The organism is Sphingomonas sp. IC-56, assembly GCF_021043375.1.
Classification (GTDB): domain Bacteria; phylum Pseudomonadota; class Alphaproteobacteria; order Sphingomonadales; family Sphingomonadaceae; genus Sphingomonas.
Map to the genome: position 1 here is coordinate 111,881 of NZ_JAJNDV010000009.1, position 26,379 is coordinate 138,259.

The 26,379-nt window shown below is 65.8% G+C and carries 20 protein-coding genes; 7 read left to right on the forward strand and 13 right to left on the reverse strand.

The window, feature by feature from the left end:
• Positions 1-6 precede the first annotated feature (6 nt).
• The 4 genes from LQ953_RS12985 to LQ953_RS13000 all read right to left on the reverse strand — a co-directional run bounded on the left by LQ953_RS12985 (position 7) and on the right by LQ953_RS13000 (position 4,088).
• Positions 7-741: an N-formylglutamate amidohydrolase gene (locus tag LQ953_RS12985; protein WP_231031325.1), complete on the reverse strand. Its 735-nt coding sequence runs from the start codon at positions 739-741 to the stop codon at positions 7-9.
• On the reverse strand, positions 738-1,466 hold the full coding sequence (locus LQ953_RS12990; RefSeq protein ID WP_231031326.1) for an enoyl-CoA hydratase/isomerase family protein: 729 nt from the start codon (positions 1,464-1,466) through the stop codon (positions 738-740). Before LQ953_RS12990 ends, LQ953_RS12985 begins: the two co-directional genes overlap by 4 nt.
• 149 nt (positions 1,467-1,615) lie before the next feature.
• Entirely contained in the window at positions 1,616-2,422 is an 807-nt protein-coding gene (locus LQ953_RS12995; protein WP_231031327.1) for a 4-(cytidine 5'-diphospho)-2-C-methyl-D-erythritol kinase, read from the reverse strand.
• A gap of 10 nt (positions 2,423-2,432) precedes the next feature.
• Positions 2,433-4,088 carry an electron transfer flavoprotein-ubiquinone oxidoreductase gene (locus tag LQ953_RS13000; protein ID WP_231031328.1) on the reverse strand — a complete coding sequence of 552 codons (1,656 nt, stop codon included), beginning with the start codon at positions 4,086-4,088 and terminating at the stop codon, positions 2,433-2,435.
• 131 nt (positions 4,089-4,219) lie between these two features.
• Between LQ953_RS13000 and LQ953_RS13005 the strand changes: the two genes are divergently transcribed.
• The 3 genes from LQ953_RS13005 to moaB are packed head-to-tail and all read left to right on the forward strand — an operon-like array spanning position 4,220 to position 7,252.
• Positions 4,220-4,945, forward strand: coding sequence for a uracil-DNA glycosylase family protein (locus LQ953_RS13005; RefSeq protein WP_231031329.1), 726 nt, complete (start codon positions 4,220-4,222; stop codon positions 4,943-4,945).
• Positions 4,942-6,735, forward strand: coding sequence for a lytic transglycosylase domain-containing protein (locus LQ953_RS13010; protein ID WP_231031330.1), 1,794 nt, complete (start codon positions 4,942-4,944; stop codon positions 6,733-6,735). Before LQ953_RS13005 ends, LQ953_RS13010 begins: the two co-directional genes overlap by 4 nt.
• Complete coding sequence (gene moaB / locus LQ953_RS13015) at positions 6,725-7,252, forward strand: molybdenum cofactor biosynthesis protein B (protein ID WP_231031331.1); 528 nt, start codon at positions 6,725-6,727, stop codon at positions 7,250-7,252. The genes LQ953_RS13010 and moaB overlap by 11 nt, the downstream gene beginning before the upstream one ends.
• A 151-nt stretch (positions 7,253-7,403) precedes the next feature.
• On the opposite strand, the gene LQ953_RS13020 is transcribed toward moaB, so the two are convergent.
• Complete coding sequence (locus LQ953_RS13020; protein ID WP_231031332.1) at positions 7,404-7,742, reverse strand: VOC family protein; 339 nt, start codon at positions 7,740-7,742, stop codon at positions 7,404-7,406.
• Positions 7,743-7,797: 55 nt separating this feature from the next.
• Here LQ953_RS13020 and LQ953_RS13025 point away from each other — a divergent pair, with 55 nt between their 5' ends.
• Both LQ953_RS13025 and LQ953_RS13030 read left to right on the forward strand, forming a co-directional pair.
• Entirely contained in the window at positions 7,798-8,868 is a 1,071-nt protein-coding gene (locus tag LQ953_RS13025) for a PA0069 family radical SAM protein (RefSeq protein ID WP_231031333.1), read from the forward strand.
• A 54-nt stretch (positions 8,869-8,922) separates the two neighbouring features.
• Complete coding sequence (locus tag LQ953_RS13030; protein WP_231031334.1) at positions 8,923-11,547, forward strand: M1 family metallopeptidase; 2,625 nt, start codon at positions 8,923-8,925, stop codon at positions 11,545-11,547.
• 199 nt (positions 11,548-11,746) lie between these two features.
• Here the strand turns inward: LQ953_RS13030 and LQ953_RS13035 are convergent, their stop codons facing one another.
• The gene (locus LQ953_RS13035; protein WP_231031335.1) at positions 11,747-13,327 is read right to left on the reverse strand and encodes a long-chain fatty acid--CoA ligase; all 1,581 of its coding nucleotides are present in this window, start codon (positions 13,325-13,327) and stop codon (positions 11,747-11,749) included.
• Between the two features lie 355 nt (positions 13,328-13,682).
• Positions 13,683-17,159 (reverse strand): DNA polymerase III subunit alpha, encoded by a 3,477-nt coding sequence (gene dnaE, locus LQ953_RS13040; protein WP_231031336.1) that lies wholly within the window; start codon positions 17,157-17,159, stop codon positions 13,683-13,685.
• Between the two features lie 201 nt (positions 17,160-17,360).
• On the opposite strand from dnaE, the gene LQ953_RS13045 reads away from it, so the two are divergent.
• Positions 17,361-17,780: a hypothetical protein gene (locus LQ953_RS13045; protein WP_231031337.1), complete on the forward strand. Its 420-nt coding sequence runs from the start codon at positions 17,361-17,363 to the stop codon at positions 17,778-17,780.
• Positions 17,781-17,793: 13 nt separating this feature from the next.
• On the opposite strand, the gene LQ953_RS13050 is transcribed toward LQ953_RS13045, so the two are convergent.
• From LQ953_RS13050 to LQ953_RS13065, 4 genes are all read right to left on the reverse strand, one after another.
• Positions 17,794-18,273, reverse strand: a complete 480-nt coding sequence (locus tag LQ953_RS13050; protein WP_231031338.1) for a glutathione peroxidase — start codon at positions 18,271-18,273, stop codon at positions 17,794-17,796.
• On the reverse strand, positions 18,270-18,944 hold the full coding sequence (locus LQ953_RS13055) for an ABC transporter ATP-binding protein (protein ID WP_231031339.1): 675 nt from the start codon (positions 18,942-18,944) through the stop codon (positions 18,270-18,272). The genes LQ953_RS13050 and LQ953_RS13055 overlap by 4 nt, the downstream gene beginning before the upstream one ends.
• Positions 18,937-20,187, reverse strand: coding sequence for a lipoprotein-releasing ABC transporter permease subunit (locus LQ953_RS13060; RefSeq protein ID WP_231031340.1), 1,251 nt, complete (start codon positions 20,185-20,187; stop codon positions 18,937-18,939). Before LQ953_RS13060 ends, LQ953_RS13055 begins: the two co-directional genes overlap by 8 nt.
• Before the next feature lie 763 nt (positions 20,188-20,950).
• The gene (locus LQ953_RS13065) at positions 20,951-23,377 is read right to left on the reverse strand and encodes a TonB-dependent receptor (RefSeq protein WP_231031341.1); all 2,427 of its coding nucleotides are present in this window, start codon (positions 23,375-23,377) and stop codon (positions 20,951-20,953) included.
• 225 nt (positions 23,378-23,602) lie between these two features.
• On the opposite strand from LQ953_RS13065, the gene LQ953_RS13070 reads away from it, so the two are divergent.
• Positions 23,603-24,070: an Hsp20 family protein gene (locus LQ953_RS13070; RefSeq protein ID WP_231031342.1), complete on the forward strand. Its 468-nt coding sequence runs from the start codon at positions 23,603-23,605 to the stop codon at positions 24,068-24,070.
• Between the two features lie 94 nt (positions 24,071-24,164).
• Here the strand turns inward: LQ953_RS13070 and LQ953_RS13075 are convergent, their stop codons facing one another.
• Positions 24,165-25,796, reverse strand: coding sequence for a CTP synthase (locus LQ953_RS13075; RefSeq protein ID WP_231031343.1), 1,632 nt, complete (start codon positions 25,794-25,796; stop codon positions 24,165-24,167).
• A 106-nt stretch (positions 25,797-25,902) separates the two neighbouring features.
• Complete coding sequence (gene secG / locus LQ953_RS13080; RefSeq protein ID WP_231031344.1) at positions 25,903-26,295, reverse strand: preprotein translocase subunit SecG; 393 nt, start codon at positions 26,293-26,295, stop codon at positions 25,903-25,905.
• Positions 26,296-26,379: the final 84 nt, after the last annotated feature.

Sequence of the window (26,379 nt, forward strand, 5' to 3'; positions counted from 1 at the left end):
GACAGGCTATTGCGCAGCAGAACTCCCCGACGCAAGACTATTGCGCAAAGTTTTTGCGAGTGCGGCAAGGATCTCGGTCCAGCGCCCCACACCAGCATCATCGCGGATCAAGTCGTTACGCACCTCGATCGACAGCGAAGGGATGCCATTCGCCTCGGCATGCCGGTTCAGCGTCGCGTTAAGCAACCGGCCCGAATAGGGTTCGTTGTCACCCGTCACCAATTCCTCCCCTTCGAAGAAGCGGATCGCCGGAGTCGCCGCGCGCGCGTCGCGATTGTAGAGCACGCCGACCTCCCATGGCCGATCGCTTCCGCCATGTTCCAGCCGCGGCGTGAAGCTGTGGATCGCCAGGATCAGCTTCGGGCGACGGGCACGCACCTGCGCCGCCAGCACATGGTGATAGGGCCCGTGAAAGCGCGCGATCCGCTCGGCGCGATCGGCATGTTGGTTGCCCGGGATCCAGTGCCCGTCGGAACGGTGCGGGATCAGCCCGGCATGGTCGGGTTCCCGGTGCAGATCGATCACCAGCCGCGACACCGTGCCCAGCACCGCCGGCACGTCCAGCGCCGCGGCAAGGCTGCGGGTCAGCGGCCCTGCGCCGATGTCGACTCCGATGTGCAGGTCCAGCAACTCAGGCGCGATGCCCAGGTCTACGCCCTCCGGCACAGCGTTTGATGCATGGTCGCAGAGGAGCAGGGTATCCCCTTGCGAACCCTCGATGATTTCGGCCGGTGATGTCATTGGAAGCGCGGGCTCCTCTTGTGCTGGAATGCGGCCAGGCCTTCGGCGAACTCGTCCCCGCCAAACGCATCATCGAACTCCCGGTCCAACTCCGCGCCACCGCGCAGCGTCCGCTTGAGCAGCCGCACCGCTTGCGGCGCATTGTCGGTGATCGCGCTGGCTAGCGCATGCGCGGCCTGGATCGCGGAGGCGGCGCGCACTTCCACCAAGCCCGCCCGCTCGGCAGCATCGGCATCGAGCCGCTGGGCACTGAACAACATCGCCGCCGCCCTACCGCGGCCCACCTGCGCCACCAGCCGCGCCACATCCTCCTGTGGGTAGCCGATCCCCAGCCGCGCAGGAGTCACCGCGAACACCGCGTCGTCTCCGCCCACCCGGATATCCGCGGCGAGTGTCAGCGCCACGCCCGCCCCGAAACAGCCGCTGTCGACTGCGGCGATCACCGGCATGGGCAGCGCGGCGATGGCTTCGATCCCCTGCCGCATCGCCTCGCGAAAGCGGGGGCGCACCGCCGGATTCGCCTGGAGCCGCGCGAACTCGGCAATGTCGGCGCCTGCGCAGAATATGCCGGAAATGCCCGAGCACAGGATCACCACCCGTGCCTCCCCGACCTGCATCGCCGCACGACCAAGCGCATCCCACCCGGCAATGGGCAATGCGTTGCGCGCCTCTGCGCGATCGAGTGTGATGGTGGCGATGGGGCCGTCATGCGTGACGCGGATCATGTGACGGCTCTGCCCGATCGGGCAGAGCCTGTCACGGTGGCGCGGGCCAAGCCGGGCCATCGGCGGACGTCCGGCGCCGGCCGTCTGATCCGCTACGTGCCGTGTCGCCCGACAAGCATCAACGCCGGCTTAGCAGGCGTGGTAAACGCTCAACGCAGCGCGGTCGCGACGCTCCACCATCCGGGCCGCACAAGCGCCACCCGCGCAGCATCACAGTCCGCCTGCGTGTCGAACAGCGCGAAGCACGTCGCTCCCGAACCCGACATCCGCGACAGCATTACGCCGCGCTGCTCAGACAGGATCTGAAGAACCTCCGCGATCACCGGCGCGGCCGCAACCGCCGGCGCTTCCAAGTCGTTGCGCCCCTCCAGCGGGTCGGGGCCCAGCGCCCCGCGATCTACCCCGTCCCAGCGCCGAAACACGTCCGCGGTAGAAACTGCCACGCCAGGGTTCACCAGCAGCACTGGCGTACCCGGCCGCCCCGGCACCGGCTCCAACAACTCGCCGCGTCCACGCCCGATCGCCGTGCGCCCCAGCAGGCAGGCCGGCACGTCGGAGCCCAGCCCGTCCGCGATCTCGAACAGCGCCGGATCATCCAGCGCAACGCCGTTCAACCGCGCCAGCGCGCGCAGCGTCGCCGCCGCGTCCGCCGATCCGCCACCAATGCCGGAAGCGACCGGCAGATGCTTCTCCAACTCGATGGCGTACGCGCCCCCGCCTAAGCGCTGCCGAAATCGCTCCGCCGCGCGCGTGACGAGATTGTCCCCCTCGCCCGACAGCGCCGCCGCAAACGGCCCGGTAATCGCGAAAGCAGCTTCGTCCGCCGGCGCCACCCGTACGACATCGCCAGACCCGACGAACGCGAACAGCGTCTCAAGCTCGTGATAACCATCCGGCCGCCGCGCACGAACATGCAGCGCCAGGTTCAGCTTTGCCGGCGCGTGCTCGACGATCACCGCTGCGCCCTCACATGTTGGGATAATTGGGCCCGCCCCCGCCCTCGGGCACCACCCAGTTGATGTTCTGGGTCGGGTCCTTGATGTCGCAGGTCTTGCAGTGGACGCAGTTTTGCGCGTTGATCTGGAAGCGCGGCTCGCCACCATCCTCCACCACTTCGTACACGCCGGCCGGGCAGTAACGCTGCGCGGGCTCGGCATAGACCGGCAGGTTGAACCGGATCGGCACGTCCGGATCCTTCAGCGTCAGGTGCACCGGCTGGTCTTCCTCATGGTTGGTGTTCGAAATGAACACCGAGGAAAGACGATCGAAGGTCAGCACGCCGTCGGGCTTCGGGTATTCGATTTTGCGCGCATGCTCGGCGCGCCACAGGCTTTCGTGATCCGGCTTGTGCTTCATGGTGAAGGGCCAGCGTAGGCCCAGCATTTCCATCCACATCGCCGCACCGGCTGCCAGCGTACCCCAGGTATCGCCGAACTTCTTCACCAGCGGCGCCACGTTCCGGACGGTGCGCAGCTCCTTGTACACCCAGCTCTGCTTATACGCCGCCGGATAGGCGTCCAGCGTATCGCTGGTGCGCCCGGCGGCGACCGCCTCGAACGCCGCCTCCGCGGCCATCATGCCGCTCTTCATCGCGGTATGTGTGCCCTTGATCCGCGGCACGTTGAGGAAGCCGGCGGTGTCGCCGATCAGCGCCGCGCCCGGCATCACCAGCTTGGGCACCGACTGCCAGCCGCCCTCGCTGATCGCCCGCGCGCCGTACGACACGCGCTTGCCGCCTTCCAGCAGCTTGGCGATCTCGGGATGCGTCTTCCAACGCTGCATCTCGTGGAAGGGGGAGAGATACGGGTTCTTGTAGCTCAGCCACACCACGAACCCGAGCGCCACCTGCCCGTCGGCCTGATGGTACAGGAAGCCGCCGCCGTTGGATTCGCCTTCCTTTAGCGGCCAGCCCTGGGTGTGCACCACCTTGCCGGGAACGTGCTTCTTGGGATCGATGTCCCACAATTCCTTGATGCCGATGCCATAAACCTGCGGCTGCGCATCGCTGCACAGGTCGAATTGTCGCTGCAGCTGCTTGGACAAATGCCCGCGCACGCCCTCGGCAAAGAAGGTGTACTTCGCGTGCAGTTCCAGACCCGGCTGATAATCGCCCTTGTGCGTGCCGTCGCGCGCCACGCCCATGTCGCCGGTCGCCACGCCCTTTACGCTGCCATCCTCGTTGTAGAGGATCTCGGCGGCCGCAAAGCCCGGGAAGATCTCGACGCCCATCTCCTGCGCCTTGTCCGCCAGCCAGCGGCACAGATTGCCAAGGCTGCCGGTATAAGTGCCCTTGTTGTGCAGGAACGGCGGCGTCAGGAACTCGGGGAAGCTCGACTTGCCCTTCTCGCTCAGCACCCAGTGATGGTTCTCCGTCACCGGCGTGTTCGCCAACGGGCAACCGTCCTCGCGCCAGCTGGGCAACAGCTCGTCCAGCGCCTTGGGATCGATCACCGCGCCCGACAGGATATGGGCACCGACTTCCGATCCCTTTTCCAGGATACAGACCGACAGCTCCTGCCCGGCTTGCTCCGCCAGCTGCTTCAGCCGGATCGCCGCCGACAGGCCCGATGGACCCGCCCCGACGATCACGACGTCATAGGGCATCGACTCCCGCTCGCTCATCCTCTTTATCCTCGCGAAACTCATCAAAGGGCGTACAGGTCGCGCTTGTCGTCGCGCGTCCGCAACGTCCTGCCTGCCGCGTCGATGAAGGCAGATTGACCGCGGCGTCAACAGGGATTCAAAGATAGGGTATGGGGGCGGAACCGCTAGACGAGTGGCAGGGAACACTGGCGAGCGCGCTGGAATGGTGGCGCGACGCCGGCGTCGACATGCTGGTCGAGGAAGAGCCGCGCGAATGGCTCACCCGCGCCGCCCCGCCGCTCGAAGCCGCAACGGCCAGCCCTGCCGTAACGGCACCCGTGGCCGAGGTCCTGCCCGACACGCTCGACGCTTTTCTCGAATGGCGCCTGGGCGACACGGCGCCCGAAGCCGGTTGGATGTCCCCCCGCTTTGCCCCGACCGGGCCGGCAGACGCGGAATGGGTATTGCTCACCGACATGCCCGAGCCTGAGGACAGCGACCGCCTGCTGGGTGGCGCGCCGGGCCGATTGCTCGATCGCATGCTGGCTGCGGTCGGCTTGTCGCGCGAGTCGGTCTATGTCCTCGGCCTGGCCGTCGGGCGTCCGATGACCGGCCGCATCCCGCCTGAACGAGAGGCGCGGCTGATCGAACTTGCCCACCATCACCTCTCGCTGCTGAAGCCCCGGAAGCTGCTCTTGCTCGGACAAGCGGCGAGCCGTGTTGTGCCTGAGACGAACGGCGGGAGCGTTTCAGATAGTATACGCGCCGTTAACCAATTTGGGGCAAAGACGATGGTGGTGGCGACCTTCCACCCGCGTTTCCTGTTGGAGCGGCCGGTCGCCAAAAGTGAAGCCTGGAAACATCTGCTGCTTATGAGCCGGGGGCCCAGCGAGTGAAGAAGCGTATCCTTTTAGCCGCGGCCTTTGTTGCGGCACCCGCGACGGCGCATGCCGACGTCGTTCCCGCAGGCACGCTGCCTGCCGCGCTCGATTCCGCTGTGCCCGCGCGCGACGGCGACGGCATCCCCGATCAGCTCGACGAGGACCAGCAGGAGGGCTATCGCCGCGTCTTCGCCGCGATCCGCGCCGAGCAATGGGTCGACGCGCAGCTCCAGCTGGACTCGATGAAGCACGGCCCGCTGCATTCGATCGCCCGCGCCGAGCTCTACACCGCCAAGAACTCCCCCAAGGTCGACCTGCCGCCGCTGACGGCGCTGCTCCAGGAAGCGCCCGAGCTTCCCGAGGCCGAACAGCTCGCCCGCCTGGCAAAGACCCGCGGCGCGACCGAACTTCCCGAGCTTCCCCAGGCACAGCGTCTGGTCTGGTTCGATGGCGCCCCCGTCCGCCAGCGCGCCCGCTCGATAAAGAGCGACAACGCCGCGACGTCGGTCGCCATCGAGATTTCGCCCTTCGTAAAGGCCGATGACGGCGCCTCTGCCGAAGCCGTGGTCGAGAAGTTCGCCGCCGATCTGACGCCCGAGGCACTGACCGAGTGGCAGCAAAAGGTCGCCTGGATCTATTACGTCGCCGGTGACGACGGCAACGCCCGCCGCATGGCCGCCAAGGCGCAGCAGGGCGTGGGCGACTGGGCCGCGCAGGCCGACTGGGTCGGCGGCCTCGCCGCCTGGCGCCAGCAGGATTGCGCCGACGCCGGCACTTCGTTCGAGCGGGTCGCCACCCGCGCCTCCGATATCGAGATGCGCTCGGCCGGCCTGTATTGGGGCTCGCGCGCCGACATGATGTGCGGCCGCCCCGACAAGGTCGGGCAGAAGCTGCGTGCCGCGACTCAGTATAGCGAAACCTATTACGGCCTGCTCGCCAAGGCCGCGCTCGCGATCGAGGACAAGCCCGGCAAGAGCGAGAAGCTGGTCGCCCAGGACTGGCAGATGCTGGCCCGCCGCCCCAACCTCCGCGTCGCTGCCGCGCTGATCGAAATCGGCGAGACCGGCCTGGCCGACAAGGTGCTGCGCCACCAGGCCCGCTTCTCCACCCCGACCGAGCATGCCGCGCTCAGCCGCCTGGCCGGCCGCTTCGACCTCGCCTCCACACAGCTCTGGCTGTCGCACAACGGCCCGGCCGGCGCGAAGCCGCTGCTTCAGGCCCGCTATCCCGCGCCCAACTGGACGCCCGCGGGCGGCTGGCGCGTCGACAAGGCGCTGGTCTACGCCCACACCCTCCAGGAATCGCGCTTCAACGCCGAGGTTCGCAGCGCCGCCGGCGCCATGGGCCTCATGCAGGTCAAGACCGGCGCCGCCTCCGATGTCGGTCGCCGCCGCGGCGTGACCTATGCCGCCTCGGACCTGACCAAGCCCGCGGTCAACATGGAGATCGGCCAGTCCTATCTCGAACAGCTGCGCGACCAGCCCTTCACCGGCGGCCTGCTGCCCAAGGTGATCGCCGCCTACAATGCCGGCCCCACCCCGGTGCAGGCCTGGAACAGCCTCACCAAGGACAATGGCGATCCCCTGCTTTATATCGAGAGCATCCCCTATTGGGAGACGCGCGGCTACGTCATGATCGTCCTGCGCAACTACTGGATGTACGAGCAGCAGGAGGGCCGCAAGTCCTCCAGCCGCGCCGCGCTCACCCAAGGCATGTGGCCCAAATTCCCCGGCCTTCCCGGCGCGCCGGCCGTGAAGATCAGCGGCCGCGCAAACACCGGACGGCAGCTCGCCCGTGCCGATTGACGCCAGCATCGCGTTCCGGCCCGTCCGGATCGCCGTGCTCACCGTGTCCGACACCCGCACGCTCGCCGACGACCGCTCGGGCGACCGGCTGGTGGAGCGGCTGACGACCGCAGGCCACGAACTCGCCGACCGCGCGATCGTCCGCGACGATCCCGACCAGATCGTCGGCAAGCTCCACGCCTGGATCGACGATCCGCAAATCGACGTGGTGCTCACCACCGGCGGCACCGGCGTCACCGGCCGCGACATTACGCCCGAGGCGCTTGCGCGGGTCTGGGACAAGGAGATCCCCGGCTTCGGTGAGCTGTTCCGCTGGCTCAGCTTCCAGTCGATCGGCACCTCGACCATTCAGTCCCGCGCCACCGCCGGTGTCGCCCGCGGCACCTACCTCTTCGCGCTCCCCGGCTCGACCGGCGCAGTCACCGACGCTTGGGACGGCATCCTCGCCACCCAGCTCGACATCCGCCACAAGCCCTGCAACTTCGTCGAACTGATGCCGCGCCTGCTGGAGCGCTGACCTAAAGATCCTCCCCCGGAGGGGGAGGGGGACCAGCGAAGCTGGTGGAGGGGTATTCTCCACGAGCGACACAGCATGCGGCACTTACCCCTCCACCACCAGCTGCGCTGGCGGTCCCCCTCCCCCTCCGGGGGAGGATCTGAGTCCCGCCTCAATCCTCCGTCACAAACACCCCCAGCACATTCCCAGCCGGATCGCGAAAGTGGAACCGCCGCCCGCCAGGATAGGCGAACACCGGCACCACCACCTCACCGCCCGCGGCCTCCACCTTGGCCAGCGCATCCTCCAGGTCCTGCACCTCGACCAGCACCAGTACCTGCGCGATCGCCTGGTCGTCGCTCCCGTTCAGCCCCAGGTCGACATCGCCCCCGGTCGTCGCGGCATAGTCCGGCCCGAAGTCGGTAAAGCCCCAGCCAAACGCCTGCGCGTAGAAGTCGCGCGCCGGCCCCGTGCCCTGCACCGGCAGTTCGACATAGCTGATCCTGGCCATCATCTTCCCCCTGGATGTTCTTGCTATGTTCTGCTCGTTTCCGTAGCCTTTGTCAATGGCGAAGACTCGAGCAACCCGCGGCGCGACCCTCAACGCGGAGAGCACCCGCTTCAACCTCGCCCAGCGCGAAGCCGATGGCGACTGGCTCGATGCGCGGGCCGATATCGACGGCGCCCCGCCCCCGCTGCGCACCAGCGTGACGGTGGAGAAGCCGCGCACCATCCTCACCCGCAACAACTCGCCCGACGTCCGCTTCGACCAGTCGGTGAACCCGTATCGCGGCTGCGAGCATGGCTGCATCTACTGCTTCGCCCGCCCCAGCCACGCCTTTCACGATCTCTCCCCTGGCCTGGACTTCGAGAGCAAGCTCTTCGCCAAGCCCGATGCCCCCGCCCTGTTGCGCGCCGAGCTCAAGAAGCGCGGCTATGTCTGCAAGCCGATCGCCTTTGGCACCAACACTGATCCGTATCAGCCGATCGCGGCGCAATGGCGCATCACCCGCGGCTGCATCGAGGTGCTCTCCGCGTGCAACCACCCGATCACCATCACCACCAAGTCCGATCGCGTCACCCGCGACCTCGATCTGCTCGCCCCCATGGCGGCCAAGGGACTGGCGGCAGTGATGCTCTCGGTCACCACGCTCGATCCGCGCACCGCCATGACGGTGGAGCCCCGCGCCACCACGCCCAAACGCCGCATCGCCGCCATCCGCACGCTCAGCGACGCCGGCGTCCCCGTGCTGGTCTCGCTCGCCCCTGTGATCCCCCAGATCACCGACCATGAGATCGAGCACATCCTCGAACTCGCCGCAGAGGCCGGTGCCCGCTCGGCCTTCTTCATGCCCGTCCGCCTGCCGCACGAAGTCGCGCCGCTGTTCCGCGCCTGGCTCGACACCTATTTCCCCGACCGCGCTGCCAAGGTGATGCACACCATCCAGTCGATCCGCGGCGGGCGCGACAATGATCCCAACTTCTTTACCCGGATGAAGGGCCAAGGCCCCTGGGCCGATCTGCTGCGCACACGCTTCAACATCGCCGCCAAACGCCATGGCTTGGACGGCGACCGCGTCCAGCTGCGCACCGACCTCTTCCGCCCGCCACCTGGAGCACAGGGCGAGCTGTTCTGATTGCCAGCCTCCCCCTGCCTCCTTAAGCATCACGCTTCTCTTCAAGGATCCTCGATGCGCGCTTTCCTGCTGGCGGTGACCGCCTTCTTCGTTGCTCCCAATGCCCTGGCGCAGACCGACGCGCTTCCCACCGGCAAGCTGCCCGACACGGCAAGGCCCGTCGCCTACCGCCTGGACATGACCATCGTTCCGTCCCAGCCGCGCTTCAGCGGCCATACCGAGATTGATGTCGATCTGAAGGCGCCTGCGCGTTCGATCTTCCTCCACGGCCGCAGCCTCCACATGGCAAAGGCCAGCGTCCGCATCGCCGGCAAGGAGACCCCCGCCACCTTCACACAAAAGACGCCGCAGGGCCTCGCCCAGCTCGATTTCGGCCGCACCCTTCCCGCCGGGCGCATCACGCTGAAGTTCGACCATGACGGCGCGTTCGCCACCGGCCCCGCCGGGCTCTACCACCTGGAAATCGACAAGCAGTGGTACAGCTGGACTCAGTTCGAATCGATCGACGCCCGCTCGGCCTTCCCGTCCTTTGACGAGCCCGGTTTCAAGACGCCGTTCACTGTCTCGATCCGCACCGCGCCGGGCCTGATGGCGATCAGCAACGCCCCCGAAGCGGGCAAGCCCGTCAAGGCCGGCAAGCTCGTCCGCCACAACTTCATCGCCACCAAGCCGCTGCCCACCTACCTCATCGCCTTCGTCGTCGGCCCGTTCGCCAGCGTGGAGACGGTCGTGCCACCCAGCCCCCAGCGCAAGGAGCCGCTGCCGCTGCGGGTGATCGGGACCAAGCCCAATGCCGGTCAGCTGCAATATGCGCTCGATGAATCCGGCAAGATCGTCACCCTGCTCGAATCCTATTTCGACCAGCCTTTCCCGTATCCCAAGCTCGACCAGATCGGCTCGCCGGTGATGCCCGGCGCAATGGAGAACGCCGGCGCCGACATCTATGGCGATGGCATCCTCTTCCTCGATGAAAAGGCGCCGACGCCCAACAAGCAGACTTTCGGCATGGTCGTCGCGCATGAGCTGTCGCACCAATGGTTCGGTGACCTCGTCACGCCGGCCTGGTGGGACGATCTGTGGCTGAACGAAAGCTTTGCCAACTGGATGGGCTATCGCATCGGCAACGCCTGGCGGCCCGATCTCAACATCGGCGTCGACGCGATCAAGGAGGGCTTCGATGCGATGAAGCTCGACGCGCTCGCCGCCGGGCGTCCGATCCATGAACGCATCACCAAGGATGCCGATATCGACGCCGCCTTCGACGCCATCACTTATGGCAAGGGCGGCCATGTCGTCGGCATGATCGCCGCGTATATGGGCGAGGAGAAGTTCCGCGACGGCGTGCGCCTCCACATGCGCCGCCACTTCCACGGCAACGCCAGCACCGAACAATTCTTCGGCTCGCTCGCCGAAGCCGCGCATGACCCGCGCGTGCTGCAATCGCTGCGCAGCTTCGTCGATCAGCAGGGCGTGCCCGTGGTCACCCTGCGCCGCACCGCCGCCGGCTTCGACGCCAGCCAGCAGCGCTACGCCTATTTCGGCAGCAACGCGCCTGCTCAGCAATGGCTGGTGCCGCTCTGCGTGCGCGTCGCGATCGCCAAGAACTGCACCCTGCTCGAGGGCGCTACAGCGAAGATCGCTGCCCCCTCCGGCCAGGGCCCCGTGGTCCCGAACGCCGGCGGCTGGGGCTATTACCGCTTCGAGCTCGATCAGCGCGATTGGGACGCGCTGATCGCCGCCGGCGCGACCCTGCCCGAACCCGAAGCGCTGGCGCTCGACGACAGCCTGTGGGCCAGCTTCTACGCCGGCAAGCCGCGCGTGCCGCAACTGGTCCAGCTCGCCCGGGTCATGGCTGCCCACCCGGCCAGCCGCATCGCGCTCGACAATGCCGAACGGCTGCGCGGCCTCGAAGCCCGCGGCCTCGTCACTCCGCAGGCGCTGCCCGCCTATCGCCAGATGCTGTCGGCCATCTACCGCCCGATGCTGGACAAGCTCGGCTTCGATCCCGCCGCGGGCATCAACACCGCCGAAAGCCCCGACACCCGTCAGCTTCGCCGCGACCTGCTCGACATCGTCGTCGCCGCATGCGATCCCTCCGTCCGCACCCGCCTGACCACCGCGCTCGACGCGTATCTGGCCGGCGACACAAAGGCGCTGGACGGCCAGTATCTCCAGACCGCCATCGCCCTCGCAACCGAGGCACGGGGTTCCGCCTTTGCCCGCACGATCGCGGACAAGGCGCTTTCGGGCACCGATCCCGCACTTGCCGAGGCCGGGCTCGCAGGCATCGCCAGCTCGAACAATCCAGAGGTCGCCCGCTGGTTCTTGAACGACTTCACCGATCCCCGCCTGCCCGCGCAGCCGCGGCTGATGGTAACCGCGCTGTTCCTGCGCTCGCCCGCCACCCGCGACATCGCCAGCAGCTTCATGCTCACGCATTTCGACGAGTTCTCGAAGACGGCAGGCGGTGGCGGCATCTTCTCGGCTCGGATGGCCGGCATGTTCAACGGGCTCTGCTCGGTGGAACAGGCCAATCAGGTCGATGCGAAGCTGCGCCCGCAACTCGCCGATGACAGCACGCTGGGTCTCGACCGCGTGGTGGAAACCATCCGCAACTGCGCCCGCTTCCGCGACGCCAAAACCCAGGAAGTCAGCGCCGCACTGATGGCCGTGCACTAAAAAGAACCTCCCCTGCAGGCGGATGGTGGAGGGGGCCAACCACAAGCAACTCACTTAAAAAGATCCTCCCCCGGAGGGGGAGGTGGCAGCGCGCAGCGCTGACGGAGGGGTAGTCACCCAAAAGCGACACTGCGCGTGGAGACTACCCCTCCACCAGCGCCGCTGGTTCCCCTCCCCCTCCGGGGGAGGGTCTAGAAAGTCACCCTTTCAACCGGAAATCCCGATACGCATCACGGATCGCGCGCTTCAGCAGCTTGCCCGTCGCGCTATGCGGCAGCGAGTCCACGAACAGCACCGCGTCGGGCAACCACCATTTCGCCACCCGCGTCTCCAGATGCGCCCGCACCGCGGCCTCATCCACCTCAGCCCCTGGCTTGCGCACCACCAGCAGGATCGGCCGTTCTTCCCAGCGCGGGTGATGCACCCCGATCGCCGCCGCCTCGGCCACGCCCGGGCACCCCACCGCGCAATTCTCGAGTTCGACCGAGCTTATCCACTCGCCGCCCGATTTGATCACGTCCTTCACGCGGTCGGTGATCTGCATCGTCCCGTCCGGGTGCAGCATCGCCACGTCGCCGGTGTCGAACCAGTTGCCGGCGTCCACCGCCGGCGCTTCTTCCTTGAAATATTGGCCGATCACCCAGGGCCCGCGCACTTGCAGGCGCCCCGCGCTCGCGCCGTCGCGCGGCAGCACGGTGCCGGCCTCGTCCACCACCCGCAGTTCGACGCCGAACGGCACCGTCCCCTGCTTGGACACCTGATCGACCTGCGCCTCGAAGCTCAGATCATCCCAATCCGGCGACGGCGCGCCCATCGTCCCGATCGGCGAGGTTTCGGTCATGCCCCAGGCATGGTTCACTCGGATGCCCATCCGCATCAGCCGCTCGATCATGGCCCGCGGCGCCGCCGATCCGCCAATGGTGACGATCTTGAGATGCTCGGGCGCCGCCCCGCTCGCGTCCATATACTGGAACATCGCAAACCACACGGTGGGCACCCCGGCCGAATGCGTCACGCGCTCCCGGTTCATCAGGTCGCACAGGACCGCAGGCTCGTTGACCGCCGCGAAGACCAGCTTGATCCCCGCCCCCGCCGCCGCCCAGGGCAGGCCCCAGCCTACCGCATGGAACATCGGCACGATCGGCATCGCCACCGCGCGGCGCGACAGGTCGAACACGTCGGGCTGCATCTCGCTCATCGCATGCAGCACGGTGGAGCGGTGGCTGTACACCACCCCCTTCGGGTTCCCGGTCGTTCCGCTGGTGTAACAAAGCATGCACGGGTCCCGCTCGTCCCCCTCAACCCAATCGAAGACGCCGTTTTCCGCGTCTACAAGATAGTCGAACGACCCATCGTCAAAGCACACATAATGCTCAATGGAAGACCACTGCCCCCGCATCCGCTCAACGATCGGCGCAAAGGCGCGGTCATAGAACAGCACCTTGTCCTCGGCATGGTTGGCGATGAAGGCCAGCTGGTCGTCGAACAGCCGAGGGTTGATCGTGTGGATCAGCCCACCCATCCCCGCCACGCCATACCAGGCGACCAGATGCCGGGCATGGTTCATCGCCAGCGTCGCCACCCGATCCCCCGGCCGCACCCCCAGCCGAACCAGCGCCTGCGCCAGTCGCCGCGCATCCTTTGCCACGCCGCCCCAGTCCGTCCGCGTCTCGCTACCATCGGCCCAGCGCGTGACGATCTCGCGGTCCCCATGCTCACGCGCGGCATGATCGAGCAGCCGCGTCACCCGCAGCGGAAAATCCTGCATCCCTCCAAACATCGCTCTCTCCGGCTTTATGTTTGGGGAGAGGGTATCGCATGGAGGGACGAAGTCGAGGCCCGCCACACCGGGAAACACTTCGTCATAAGGCACCCCAGTTCCCCGGCGAAGGCCGGGGCCCAGCTGCAATGCAGCTCGTTAGATCAGTCCACCCTCGCGACCACGTGGCAGCTGGGCCCCGGCCTCCGCCGGGGAACTGCAAGCGTCGCAGCTATCAAGATCCTCCCCCGGAGGGGGAGGTGGCAGCGCAAAGCGCTGACGGAGGGGTATTCTCCACAAGCGACAAAGCCCGTGGAGATTACCCCTCCACCCCACACTATCGTGCGCGGTCCCCCGCCCGGGAGGATCTAACCCGCTAAGCCGCCACCGCCAAAGTAACCTCAGGCCGCCCGAACTTCGCCGACCGCACCCCAGGCACCGCTCGCAACGTCTCGATCATCTCCTCATCCAGCCGGAAATTGCGCCCGACCACCAACTCCGCCTGCCCCTCGGCACCATAAGGCACCCACAGCCGGACCGTGCTTCGCCCGCCGCGAAGCTCTCCGATCATCTCGGCCAGCCGCGGCATCACCGCCACATCGTCCACTTCCAGGTCGATGATCAGCCGCGCCGCGTCCGCAAGCTCCTCGAACGGCTGCACGCGCTTCACCGAGACCCGCGGCGTGTCCTCGCCCGCGCGCTTGTCGAGTTCCACCGTCAGCACCGCGCAGCCGCCGGCCTTTGCCGCCTCTTCCAGGTCCTTAGCGGCCACTTCGTCGAAGCACGTCGTCAGCGTCTGCGCGCTCTGGTCGGAGATCGTCGCCATCAGATACTTGTTGCCGCGCGCCGAAGTTCGCCACCGCGCATCCTCGACCAACGCCGCAATCGTCGCCCCCACGCGCCCGCCGACGGGAATGTCCATCTCGCCCAACGTCCCGATCTGGCGAACCCCGTGCATCCGCGTCAGGTGGCCGTACCGGTCGAGCGGATGCGCCTCGAAATAATAGCCATAGGCGTCACGCTCGGCATTGATCTGTTCGGACTTGGACCAGCTTACCCCGCGTGGCAGCTGGATCGCGCTGCCGCTAGGCTCGGCCTCGCCGAACAACCCGCCCTGCCCGCTGGTCTTGTTGGCAAAGGTGCGCTGCGCCACCGCCAGCATCGTCTCGGCGGCGGCATACACCCCGGCGCGGTTGGGCTGGATCGAATCGAAAGCCCCCGCCGCCGCGAGCGTTTCCAGCTGCCGCTTGTTGATCAGCCGCGGGTCGACACGCTTGGCGAAATCGTCGAGCGACTTGAAGCGGCCTTTGGCGTCCCGCTCCTCGACCAGTTCCTCCATTGCCCGCTCACCTACGCCCTTCAGCGCGCCCAGCGCATAGCGCACCGCCAGCCCGTCCTCGGTCTTCTCGACATGGAAGTCGGCCAAGCTCTTGTTGATGTCGGCGGGCAGCACGTCGATGTTCAGCCGGCGCATATCGTCGGCGAAGATCGCCAGCTTGTCGGTCTGGTGGATATCGTACGCCATCGACGCGGCGAAAAACTCGTGCGGGTGATGCGCCTTCAGCCACGCCGTCTGGTACGCCAGCAGCGCATAGGCGGCGGCGTGCGACTTGTTGAAGCCGTACCCCGCGAACTTGTCGATCAAGTCGAACAGCTCGTTGGCCTTGGACGCCTTGATGTTGTTCACCTTGGCGCAGCCTTCGACGAAGATCGCGCGCTGCTGGTCCATCTCCGCCTTGATCTTCTTGCCCATGGCACGCCGGAGCATGTCCGCCCCGCCCAGCGAATATCCCGCCAGGATCTGCGCGGCCTGCATCACCTGCTCCTGATAGACGAAGATCCCATAGGTCTCCTTCAGGATCGGCTCGAGCGCCTCGTGCGGATAGACAATCTCCTCGCTGCCCTGCTTGCGCCGGCCAAAGCTCGGGATGTTGTCCATCGGCCCCGGGCGATACAGCGACACGAGCGCGATGATGTCGCCGAAATTGGTTGGCCGCACTGCGGTCAGCGTGCGCCGCATGCCTTCGGATTCCAGCTGGAACACGCCCACCGTGTCGCCGCGCTGAAGCAGATCATAGACTTCGGTGTCGTCCCAGCTGAGCTCGTCCAGATCGACCTCGATGCCCCGGTCGCCCAGCAGCTCGACCGCTTTCTTGAGCACTGACAGCGTCTTAAGACCCAGAAAGTCGAACTTCACCAGCCCCGCACCTTCGACATATTTCATGTCGAACTGGGTGACGGGCATGTCCGATCGCGGATCGCGGTACAGCGGCACCAGCTGCGCCAGCGGCCGGTCGCCGATCACCACGCCAGCGGCGTGCGTGGACGAGTGTCGCGGCAGCCCTTCCAGCCGCATGCAAAGGTCCACCAGCCGCTTCACATCGGCCTGGCTCTTATACTCGGCGTGGAATTCCGACACGCCGTTCAGCGTCCGCTCCAGCGTCCACGGATCGGTCGGGTGGTTCGGGATCAGCTTGGCCAGGCGGTCGACCTGGCCATAGCTCATCTGGAGCACGCGGCCGATGTCCTTGATCACCGCACGGGCCTTCATCGTTCCGAACGTGATGATCTGCGCCACCGTGTCGCGGCCGTATTTCTCCTGCACGTAACGGATCACTTCGCCACGGCGCGTTTCGCAAAAGTCGATGTCGAAGTCGGGCATCGACACGCGTTCCGGGTTCAGGAAGCGCTCGAACAGCAGTCCCAGCTTGAGGGGATCGAGGTCGGTGATCGTGAGAACCCACGCCACCACCGAGCCCGCACCCGATCCGCGCCCCGGCCCGACGGGAATGTCGTGGGCCTTCGCCCATTGAATGAAGTCGGCGACGATCAGGAAGTAGCCGGGGAACCCCATCTGGATGATGACGTCCAGCTCGAACTCCAGCCGGTCCTCATACGCCTTGCGGTCCTCGGCTGAAGTGATCCCCGCCTTTTCCAGCCGCGCGTCGAGCCCGACCCAGCTGCGCTCACGCAGCATCGCCGCCTCGCCCTCGCGGTCACCGGCAAGGCTGGGAAGGATCGGCTTGCGCTTTGGCGCCGCATAGGCGCAACGCTGTGCGACGATCAGTGTGTTCTCGATGGCTTCCGGCAAGTCGGCAAACAGCCGCTTCATCTCGTCGGCCGGCTTCATCCACGCATCGGGCGAACTGCGCGGCCGGTCGTCCGACGCGACATAGGAGGAGTTGGCGATGCACAGCATCGCGTCATGCGCCTGGTGAAAGTCCGCCTCGGCGAAGCAGCACGGATTGGTACCCACGATCGGCAGGTCGCGCGCATAGGCATAGTCGAGCAGCTTGCCCTCGGCACGCGTCTCCACATCGTCGCCGCGCCGCGCGATCTCGATATACAGCTTGCCTGGGAACAGCGCCTCCAGCCTCGCCGCATAGGCCTCCGCCGCGCGGTCCTGCTCCTCGGCATAGAGGCGTGCTAGAGCCCCTTCGGCCCCCGCAGTCAGGCACAACAGCCCCTCTACACGACCCTCCAGCGCCTCGAAGGGCACATGCGCCTCTTCCTCAATCGGCCGGTCGAGATGCGCCTGCGACACCAGGTCGCACAGGTTCAGATATCCCGTCTCGTCCTGCGCATAGAGCGCGAGCCAGTCGATCGGCGCGCTCACCCCCTCGGGCATGTCCGGGCGCTTCACCGCCAGCAGTGTGCCGATGATCGGCTGCACGCCCGCCTTCTTCGCTGCATCCGAATAGGACATGGCGGCATACAGCCCGTTGCGGTCCGCCACCGCTGCCGCCGGGAAGCCCAGCGTCTTGGCCTGCTTGGCGACCGCCTTGGGCTCGATGGCCCCTTCCAGCATGGTGAAGGAGGAGAAAACCCGAAGCGGAACGAAACCCGAATGCATGGCCGGACTCTTGGCTCCCTCCCCCCGATTCTGCAAGCCGGCCTGCGCGGTTAACGCCGATTAACCGTTACGCTCCGTAACCCACCGTAAAGCGAAGTCGCGGATGGGAGCCGCCCTGAATGGCCGCGCAACCGAACGTTTGCCAGAACCCTGGTTAACGAAGCGGCACGCGCCGCTAGGCATAATCAGGGACTACGAAAAATGGCGATCCTCTGCTCGGTCATGGGCCACACCCCAAGCGCTCAGCGCCACCAGAACCAGGGTCTCGAATTCAGCCTGTGCCACCATTGCGGATGCGACCTGATCCGCTTCGCCGACAGCGCCGACTGGACCAAGGTTCCGACTGGCTTCCAGGTGGTGTGGCGTGAGTTCGGCCGCTCGGACGACGCAGCCTCCGTCGCCCAGCGCATGGCGCGAATGACCCCACCGCGGCGCCGCGATCCGCGCAACGCCCGTCCCCAGCCCCGCCGCGATCCGCGCGGCCGGCCGATGCAGGGCACGGCGTCGATGATGGGCCTCATTACCCGCATCGGCAAGCTGGTCGAGGAGGAGCCCGTCGACACGCTGGTCGACAAGAGCGCGCAAAAGGCCATTCGCCTTCCGCACATCAAGACCAACTAAGGTCTCCGGGCAATCAGAGCAGTGCCTCGATCGCTCCCTTCAGGCTCGCCGGCTTGGTGGTCGGGGCATAACGTTCCACCACCTGCCCCTGCCGGTTGACCAGGAACTTGGTAAAGTTCCATTTGATCCCCTTGGACCCCATCAGTCCCGGCGCCTCGCCCTTCAGCCGCTCGAACAGCGGCGCAGCGGCAGGTCCGTTCACGTCCACCTTGGCGAACACCGGAAAGCTGACGTCATAGGTCAGCGAACAGAAGTTCGCGATCTCCGCCGCGTCGCCGGGCTCCTGGCCGCCAAACTGGTTGCACGGGAACGCCAGCACCGCAAAGCCGCGCTCGCGATAGTCGCGCCACAGCGCCTCCAACTCGGCATATTGCGGCGTGAACCCGCATTTGGAGGCGGTGTTGACGATCAGCAGCACCTGCCCGGCATAGTCCGACAGGTCGACCGTGCTGCCATCCGCAGCCGTGACCGGAATGTCCGTCAACGCGCTCATGCGAGCACCCCTTCGTGCAGCCGCACGACCCGGTCCATCCGCGCCGCAAGCCGCTCGTTATGCGTCGCCACCAGCGCCGCCGACCCCTGCGTCCGCACCAGGTTCAGGAATTCGGCAAACACTCGCTCGGAGGTAACCTCGTCCAGATTGCCGGTCGGCTCATCGGCCAGCACCAGCGCCGGCCGGTTCGCCAGCGCCCGCGCAACGGCCACGCGCTGCTGTTCGCCGCCCGAAAGCTGGTTGGGCCGATGCTTCAACCGCGCACCCAACCCTAGCGCCACCAGCAGCTCCTCCGCCCGCGTATCGGCATCAGCCCGCGTCGCCCCTTTAACCATCTGCGGCAGCACCACATTCTCGATGGCGTTGAAGTCGGGCAGCAGATGGTGGAACTGGTACACAAAGCCCAGGCTGTCGCGCCGCACATCGGTGCGCCCGCCGGAAGGCAGCTTCGCGGCCTCCTTGCCGGCGATGCGGATCGATCCCTCGAACCCGCCTTCCAGCAAACCCACCGCCTGCAACAGAGTCGACTTGCCCGACCCCGACGGGCCCAGCAGCGCGACGATCTCGCCGGGCATGATGTCCAAGTCTACCCCGCGCAGCACCTCGATCACCGCTTCGCCCTGGGCGAAGCGGCGGCGCAGCCCGCGCGTCTGAAGAACCGGCTCACTCATAGCGCAGCACCTGTACGGGATCGGTCTTGGCTGCCTTCCACGCCGGATACAGCGTGGCCAGGAAGCTGAACAGCAACGCCATGACGCAGATGCCGATCGTTTCGAACGGATCGGTCTTGGCAGGCAGCTCGGTCAGGAAGCGCATCGACGGGTCCCAGATATTCTGGCCCGTCACCACTCCGATAAACGCGGCCACCTTCTCGCGGAAGGTGATGAACAGGAAGCCAAGAACGCCTCCTGCCGCCACGCCGAGCGCGCCGATGGTCGTCCCCACCGTGACGAAGATGCGCATCAACGCGCCGCGCGACGCCCCCATGGTCCGCAACACGGCGATGTCACGCCGCTTGGACTGAACCAGCATGATCAGCGACGACACGATGTTGAACGACGCCACGATCAGGATGATCGACAGCACCGTGAACGACACGATCCGGTCGACGCCCAACGCTTCGAACAACTCGCGATTCATCTGCCGCCAATCGACGATCTGACCCTTGCCCTCCACCTTGGGCACCAGCGGCGCGACGATCTTTTCCACCCGGTCGGGATCGACCGTGTTCATCTCAATCATGCTCACCGAATCACCGAGTAGTAGCAGCGTCTGCGCATCCTCGATCGGCATGATCAGGAAGATCTTGTCGAAGTCATAGACGCCGATCTCGAAAATCGCGCCGACCCGGTACTTCACGATCCGCGGCACCGTTCCAAACGGCGTGGAAGCGCCCTGCGGGTTGAATACGGAGATCTCGCTACCGATGGTCGCGCCGAGCGACTCCGCCAGTCGCGACCCGATCGCCACATTCTCGCTGCCCGGCTTCAGCCGCGTCAACGATCCCAGCACTTCCTTGCCCTTGAGCGCAGGATTGCTGAGGATGTCCTCATAGCGCATGCCGCGCACCTGCGTGGCTTCCAGACGCCCGTTATAGGTGACGGCAAGCGGCTGTTCGATCAGCGGCACCGCGCTGGTGACCCCAGGCGTCGCCTTGGCCGCCGCGGCGATCTCGCGCCAGTCGCGCAGCTGGCCGGCATAGCCCTGCACCACTGCGTGGCCGTTCAATCCAGTGATCTTGCCGAACAGTTCGGCGCGAAAGCCGTTCATCACGCTCATCACCACGATCAGCGCGGCAACGCCCAGCATGACGGCGACCAGACTGAACCCGGCGACAACGGCGATGAACGCCTCGCTCCGCCCCGGCAGCAGGTACCGGCGAGCGATCATCCGCTCATAGCGTGAAAGTAGCATGCGGCTGGTTTACGCCTCTCGAAAACAGTCGCGCCGCTCTAAGCCAAGCGTCTGAGCGAGGCAATGCACCCTAAGGACCCTCCCTCAGAAGGAGAGGATCCAATCGCCTGTTGCCGATTCAACACAGGGCGGAACCAATCCACTTCGGGCCTCTAGAAGGCATCGTGACAAATCGTTGCTCCCGCCGTAGCAACACTACATCGAAACGCAGGCAGCAAACGGCCGTGGTTCGGGGAGGGTTCAGCCCCGCTTCGTAGCGATACGAAAGCGTGCGGGCGGACCATCACAAGGGGGCTGACGAGCGATCGTCACGCAGGCGCCCGGGCTGGAAACGGTCCGGGCGTTTTCCGTTTTAGGCATCGAAGCTTTCACTCCGCTGAACGAACCCGAAACGGGGAGGCAGCGCAAAGCACCACCTCCCCGCCCCAACGTCTCCCGGCCAGGCGAGACGCTAGCTCAATCTCATTCCCCTGAAAGGGGAGGTGGCGCGCGCAGCGCGGCGGAGGGGTGTCGCCGCTTTTAGGATTTTCCTCACTCACAGCGGAGACACCCCTCCGTCAGCCCTTCGGGCTGCCACCTCCCCTTCAAGGGGAGGATCTGGATGCCGAGATGCACGTCGATGACCCCCCAAGTTCCCCGGCGAAGGCCGGGGCCCAGCGTCGGCGAAGCTCGTGATCGCAGACTGCCCCATCGGCGACATGGCAACTGGGCCCCGGCCTTCGCCGGGGAGCACGGGAGAAAAACACTCCGCGCTGCCCATCCATCAAAACGACTTGCTCAGCGTCAGCCCGTAGGTCCGCGGATCCCCCGGCTGCCCGGAGATCAGCCCGGTATTCCCCGGCGTGGTCGCCAGCACTTCGAAATACTGCTCGCCGAACGCATTGCGCACCCAGCCGAACAGGTTGAAGTCGCTCGTGCGGAACCCGACGCGGAAATTCGCCAGCGTATATCCTTCGATGTCGGTGTAGATCGATCGCGAGGCATTGGATGAGAATTTCGACCGCGAGTTGGCGTCGCCGCCCAGGTAGAACGCTCCATCCAGCCCGAACGCCCGTCCGGGCACATTATACTCGGCCCCGTAAGAGAACGCCCAGTTCGAGATCCCCGGCAGCCACTGCCCGGATATGTCGCACACCACCGGGCTCAGCTGCCCCGGCACGCCCGGTGTTCCGCCTGCACTCCCCACCGGCGCCGCGCTGCCGCCCGAAAGCTCGGGTGGGCACGGCGCGTTGGTGAACTCGACATATTCGTGATCGGTATAGGCCCCGTTCACGTACAAGTTCAGCCGGTCCGAAGGCCGCAGCGAGAAGTCAGTCTCCACACCCCGCACCCGCACCTCGCCAGCATTGGCCAAGTACCCGCGCAGCGTCGAATTGGCGCCGTTGTTCACAACCGCCTGGTAATCCTTTATCACCGTCCAGAAGCCGGCGAGGTTGAAGGTCGCCTTGCGGTCCCAGAACTGCGTCTTGGCGCCCACTTCGAAATGGTCGACCTTTTCCGGGGCGACCTGCGCCAGGTCGGTCTGCACCACGCCGTTGACCACCGGCACCCCGTTCAGGTTGAGCCCGCCCGATTTGAAGCTGTGCGCATAGGTCGCATACAGCAGCACATCGCGCGATGGCTTGTACGACAATGTCAGGTCGTAGGAGACGTTCCAGGCGCGGTACTTCTCATCCTGGAACGCCTGGGGCTGGAGCGCGTCGCGCTGCGCCGCCTGGCGCGCATTGCCGCCGCTATAGGGCACCAGATTGCCCGCCGCGTCGGTGACGATGCTGACATAGCTGCCGACCTTGTCGTCGTAGTTCACCCGGACGCCGGGTGAGACGGTGAACTTGTCGCCCAGCTTCAGGTTCAGCTTACCGAACAGCGCGCCACTGAAGTTCTTCAGGCGAATGTCGTTCTCCGCCGTCAGCCCGTTCAGCACGCTGGGATCGTTCGCCAGTGCGCTGCTTGGGTTGATAAGCCAGCGGCTGGCCGCCGGACCCTGCTGCTGCACGCCGGTGGTGTGGATGTCCTGGTAAAAGGCGAAGGCGCCGAGCACATAGTCGAACCCCTTCCCCTCCCCGGCATAGCGGAATTCCTGGGTATACTGGTTCTGCTTGGTCGGGTTCTGCGACAGCGTCGTGATCGGCAGGCCGGTAAAGTCGCGGTCGTTGGCAGGCCCCCAGTTCCAGAAGCGCCAGGCGGTGACCGACGTCAGCGTCCCGCTGCCGGTGTCCCATTCCGCTCGCAGCGATGCACCGCCCAATTCGTTGAGCGCGTTCAACTCCGCGTCGAGATCGGTCAGGCGGTCGAACGGGTTGGTGCTAGGCACGGCATAGCCAAACGCCTGGGTCAGCGCCGGATATTGCCGGTTGGCGGCGCGCTGGGTCGGCCCGTAGCGCACATAGATCTGTGCGCAGCATTCCGGATTCTGCCGGTTCCAATCCGCCGACAGCGTCAGGTCCAGCGTATCCGTTGCACGCCACAACAGCGCGCCACGAAGCCCGACATTGTCCTGCTCATTGACATAATTGTCGCTGGCGACGTTGTAGATCGTACCCCGGCGACTGGTGGTGCTGACGCCCAGCCGTACCGCGAGGTCGTCGGCCAGGGGACCCGACACCGAAGCCTTGGCTTGCTTGAACTCCAGATTGCCGACGCTCAGCTCGGCGCGGCCTTCAAAGTCGAAGCTGGGGGCCTTGCTGGTAATGTTGATCGCACCCGCGACGGTGTTCTTGCCATACAGCGTGCCCTGCGGTCCGCGTAGCGTTTCGATCTGCTGCACGTCGAGGAAATCGAGCGTCGCGACCGCGACGCGGCTGAAATACACCTGATCGATATACACGCCGACACCCTGATCGATGCCGTCATTGGTCAGCCCCAGCGGCGCGCCCAGGCCGCGGATGTTCACCGACGAATTGCGGGGATTGGTCGAATAGAATTGCAGCGTGGGCTGCAATTGCTGGAGCCGCTGCACATTGAAGCTGCCGGTATTGTCCAGCTCCTTCACACCCACGACCGAGATCGGGATCGGCACATTCTGCGCCCGCTCCTCGCGCCGCCGAGCGGTTACCACGACGTCCGCCGCAGCCGAACTGCGCTGCACGTCTTCCTCGGTGCGGTCCTGGTCGCCCGGCGCGGGCTGTACCGTCTGCACGGCAATCGGAGACGTGCTGGCCAGCAACAGCAACGATAACGACAGGCTCATCTCAATCCCCTTCAGCTTCTGATTACAATCTCCATCAATTGAGGGGATATTGGCGAGCGAGCGAAACTTGCCTCACGACAAGCTGTGGTTTGACCCTCTTGAACTGGAGGACGCGATTTCCAAAATAACACCCAGGCGCAGTGCCTTAAGGGCTGCGCCGGGGGTCGCGGGCGCGTGTTCCGGGCCTCTATCGCACACTCAACTTGCTCATTGAGGAGATTGGAAATGCGTCAGATCGACTTCACTCCCTTCCGCCGCTCGACTGTCGGCTTCGACCGCTTGTTTGACTTGCTCGAATCCAGCGCACGCCAGGCGAGCAGCGAAAACTACCCGCCCTTCAACCTCGAGCGTCTCGCCGAGGATCGCTATCGGATCACCCTAGCGGTCGCTGGGTTCAAGGCTGACGAGATCGACATCACCGCGCAGCAAAACCTGCTGCTCGTCGCTGGCCGCAAGGATAGCGAGAACGAAAACAACCAGGGCAGCTATCTGCACCTTGGCATCGCCAACCGCAGCTTCGAGCGCCGCTTCGAACTCGCCGATTTCGTGCGGGTGGACAGCGCCAATCTGGCGGACGGCCTGCTCGTGATCGAACTGGTCCGCGAAGTGCCTGAGGCGATGAAGCCCAAGAAGATCGCAGTCACCACCGGCGAGCAGCCGGCCGGCGCGATCGAACACCGCAACGCAGCCTGAGGGCCGCGTAAAAGCTAGCGGCGCTTTCCTCCCTTTGGGCGCCGCAGCAGGGGCGTCCGGACCAGCGGTCCGGACGCCTTTTGCTTGCCTGCCCTCAGACGAGTCGGCTGTGCTTGACCGCCGCTTCGATGAAGCTGGCGAACAGCGGGTGCGGCTCGAACGGCTTGGACTTGAGCTCGGGATGGAACTGCACGCCCACGAACCAGGGATGATCCGGCCGCTCGACAATTTCGGGCAGCGAGCCATCGGGCGACATGCCGGAGAACACCAGTCCGCTCTTCTCGAGCACCCCCTTATAGTGGGTGTTCACTTCGTAGCGGTGGCGATGCCGCTCGCTGATCTCTTCCGCGCCGTAGATCGACGCAACGACGCTGTTACCGCCAAGTTTGGCGGTATAGGCACCCAGTCGCATCGTCCCGCCCAGATCGCCGCCAGCCTCACGCTTCTGCAAGCCTTCAGCGGTCATCCATTCGGTGATCATGCCAACCACCGGCTCTTCCGTAGGACCGAACTCAGTCGTGGAAGCCGTTTCGAGACCCTCGGCGCGCGCACCATCGACGCACGCCATCTGCATGCCAAGACAGATCCCGAAGAACGGCACCTTGCGCTCGCGTGCGAAACGGACGCCGGCAATTTTGCCCTCGCTGCCGCGCTCCCCGAATCCACCGGGAACAAGGATGCCGTGCATGGGCTCCAGCTCGGCGGCAACTTCCTTTTCACCGCGCTCGAACAGTTCGGCATCAACCCAGCGGATGTTCACCTTCACGCTGTTCGCAATGCCGCCGTGCACCAGAGCTTCGTGAAGCGACTTATAGGCGTCGGGCACGCCCATATATTTGCCAACCACGCCGATGGTGACTTCACCTTCGGGGTTCTGAAGCCGCGCGACGATCTGCTCCCAACGCTCTAGGTTCGGAGCGTCACCGGGTTCGATGCCGAAGGCCTTGAGCACTTCGAGGTCCAGTCCTTCGCGGTGATACTGAAGCGGTACGGCGTAGATGCTCTTAGCATCCAAGGCCGGAATCACCGCCGACGCCGGCACGTTACAGAACTGCGCGATCTTCGCACGCTCGCCAGCAGGCAAGTCGCGCTCGGCCCGGCACACCAGCACGTCTGGCTGAACGCCGAGCGACGCCAGATCGCGGACGCTGTGCTGGGTCGGCTTGGTCTTCAACTCGCCCGCGGCCGCAATGTACGGCACCAGCGTAACATGGATGCTGACCGACTGACCACGACCGAGATCGTTGCGCAGCTGGCGGATCGCCTCGATGAACGGCAGCGACTCGATGTCACCCACGGTGCCGCCGATTTCGCACAGCACGAAGTCGAGGTCGTCGGTGTCGTCCTGTGCAAACTGCTTAATGGCATCAGTAACGTGCGGGATGACCTGCACCGTTGCGCCGAGATAATCGCCACGCCGCTCGCGCTCGATGATCGTCTTGTAGATCCGGCCCGAGGTGATGTTGTCCGACTGGCGCGATGCCACGCCGGTGAACCGCTCATAATGACCAAGGTCGAGATCGGTTTCGGCGCCGTCGTCGGTCACATAGACCTCACCATGCTGGTGCGGCGACATCGTGCCGGGATCGACGTTGAGATAAGGATCGAACTTGCGGATGCGGACCCGATAGCCACGAGCCTGAAGCAGCGCCGCGAGGCTCGCTGCCATAAGACCCTTGCCAAGCGAGGAGACCACGCCGCCGGTGATGAAAATATACCGCGCCATGGGAGAAAACGCCTAACGTGTTTGAACGCGCGCCGACAAGCGCCCGAATCCGGGCCGGCGCGCTTTTATTTGGTCAAGCCCCGCTTTCTACGGAGCCAGCTGCTTCTTACTGAACGTTCGCCATCGCCGCGCCGTTGCCGCTCAGCGCACTCGCTTCGGGTGCAACCGCAGGCGCAGCAGCGTTGTCGGCGCCGAAGGGGACGCCAGGCGCCGCGCTCGGCGAAGTTACCGGCGCAGCCGGGGTACGCTGCAGCGTCGTATCGATCGACGTCGAGTGCCGCGTCGCCGCGATCACGGCGAGCAGGATGCTCATGCCGATGAAGATTGCTGCCAGCACGGCCGTGGAGCGCGTCAGGAAATCCGCCGCGCCGCGCGCCGACATCAGGCCCGACGGGCTGCCGCCAGTGGTGAGCCCGCCGCCCTCGGACTTCTGCATGAGGATCACGGTCACGAGCAGTGCCGCGATGATGGCATGGACGACGAGCAGAAAGGTGAACATCTATAACCGGACCTGTTGGCGGAAACCGGCGACATAGGGGAGCAGCGGGACGGGATCAACCGCCGCGTTTTCGCGCGCGGCTCG

What these genes read in the sequence shown, in the direction of transcription:
- LQ953_RS13075 (WP_231031343.1), bottom strand. Translation starts at nt 25,796, where the DNA reads ATGGCGCGGTATATTTTCATCACCGGCGGCGTGGTCTCCTCGCTTGGC.
- LQ953_RS13025 (WP_231031333.1), top strand. Translation starts at nt 7,798, where the DNA reads ATGGCGAAGACTCGAGCAACCCGCGGCGCGACCCTCAACGCGGAGAGC.
- LQ953_RS13070 (WP_231031342.1), top strand. Translation starts at nt 23,603, where the DNA reads ATGCGTCAGATCGACTTCACTCCCTTCCGCCGCTCGACTGTCGGCTTC.
- LQ953_RS13000 (WP_231031328.1), bottom strand. Translation starts at nt 4,088, where the DNA reads ATGAGCGAGCGGGAGTCGATGCCCTATGACGTCGTGATCGTCGGGGCG.
- secG (WP_231031344.1), bottom strand. Translation starts at nt 26,295, where the DNA reads ATGTTCACCTTTCTGCTCGTCGTCCATGCCATCATCGCGGCACTGCTC.
- LQ953_RS13050 (WP_231031338.1), bottom strand. Translation starts at nt 18,273, where the DNA reads ATGAGCGCGTTGACGGACATTCCGGTCACGGCTGCGGATGGCAGCACG.
- LQ953_RS13065 (WP_231031341.1), bottom strand. Translation starts at nt 23,377, where the DNA reads ATGAGCCTGTCGTTATCGTTGCTGTTGCTGGCCAGCACGTCTCCGATT.
- LQ953_RS13045 (WP_231031337.1), top strand. Translation starts at nt 17,361, where the DNA reads ATGGCGATCCTCTGCTCGGTCATGGGCCACACCCCAAGCGCTCAGCGC.
- LQ953_RS13035 (WP_231031335.1), bottom strand. Translation starts at nt 13,327, where the DNA reads ATGTTTGGAGGGATGCAGGATTTTCCGCTGCGGGTGACGCGGCTGCTC.
- LQ953_RS13020 (WP_231031332.1), bottom strand. Translation starts at nt 7,742, where the DNA reads ATGGCCAGGATCAGCTATGTCGAACTGCCGGTGCAGGGCACGGGGCCG.
- LQ953_RS13030 (WP_231031334.1), top strand. Translation starts at nt 8,923, where the DNA reads ATGCGCGCTTTCCTGCTGGCGGTGACCGCCTTCTTCGTTGCTCCCAAT.
- LQ953_RS13055 (WP_231031339.1), bottom strand. Translation starts at nt 18,944, where the DNA reads ATGAGTGAGCCGGTTCTTCAGACGCGCGGGCTGCGCCGCCGCTTCGCC.
- dnaE (WP_231031336.1), bottom strand. Translation starts at nt 17,159, where the DNA reads ATGCATTCGGGTTTCGTTCCGCTTCGGGTTTTCTCCTCCTTCACCATG.
- LQ953_RS13060 (WP_231031340.1), bottom strand. Translation starts at nt 20,187, where the DNA reads ATGCTACTTTCACGCTATGAGCGGATGATCGCTCGCCGGTACCTGCTG.
- LQ953_RS13005 (WP_231031329.1), top strand. Translation starts at nt 4,220, where the DNA reads ATGGGGGCGGAACCGCTAGACGAGTGGCAGGGAACACTGGCGAGCGCG.
- LQ953_RS12985 (WP_231031325.1), bottom strand. Translation starts at nt 741, where the DNA reads ATGACATCACCGGCCGAAATCATCGAGGGTTCGCAAGGGGATACCCTG.
- LQ953_RS12990 (WP_231031326.1), bottom strand. Translation starts at nt 1,466, where the DNA reads ATGATCCGCGTCACGCATGACGGCCCCATCGCCACCATCACACTCGAT.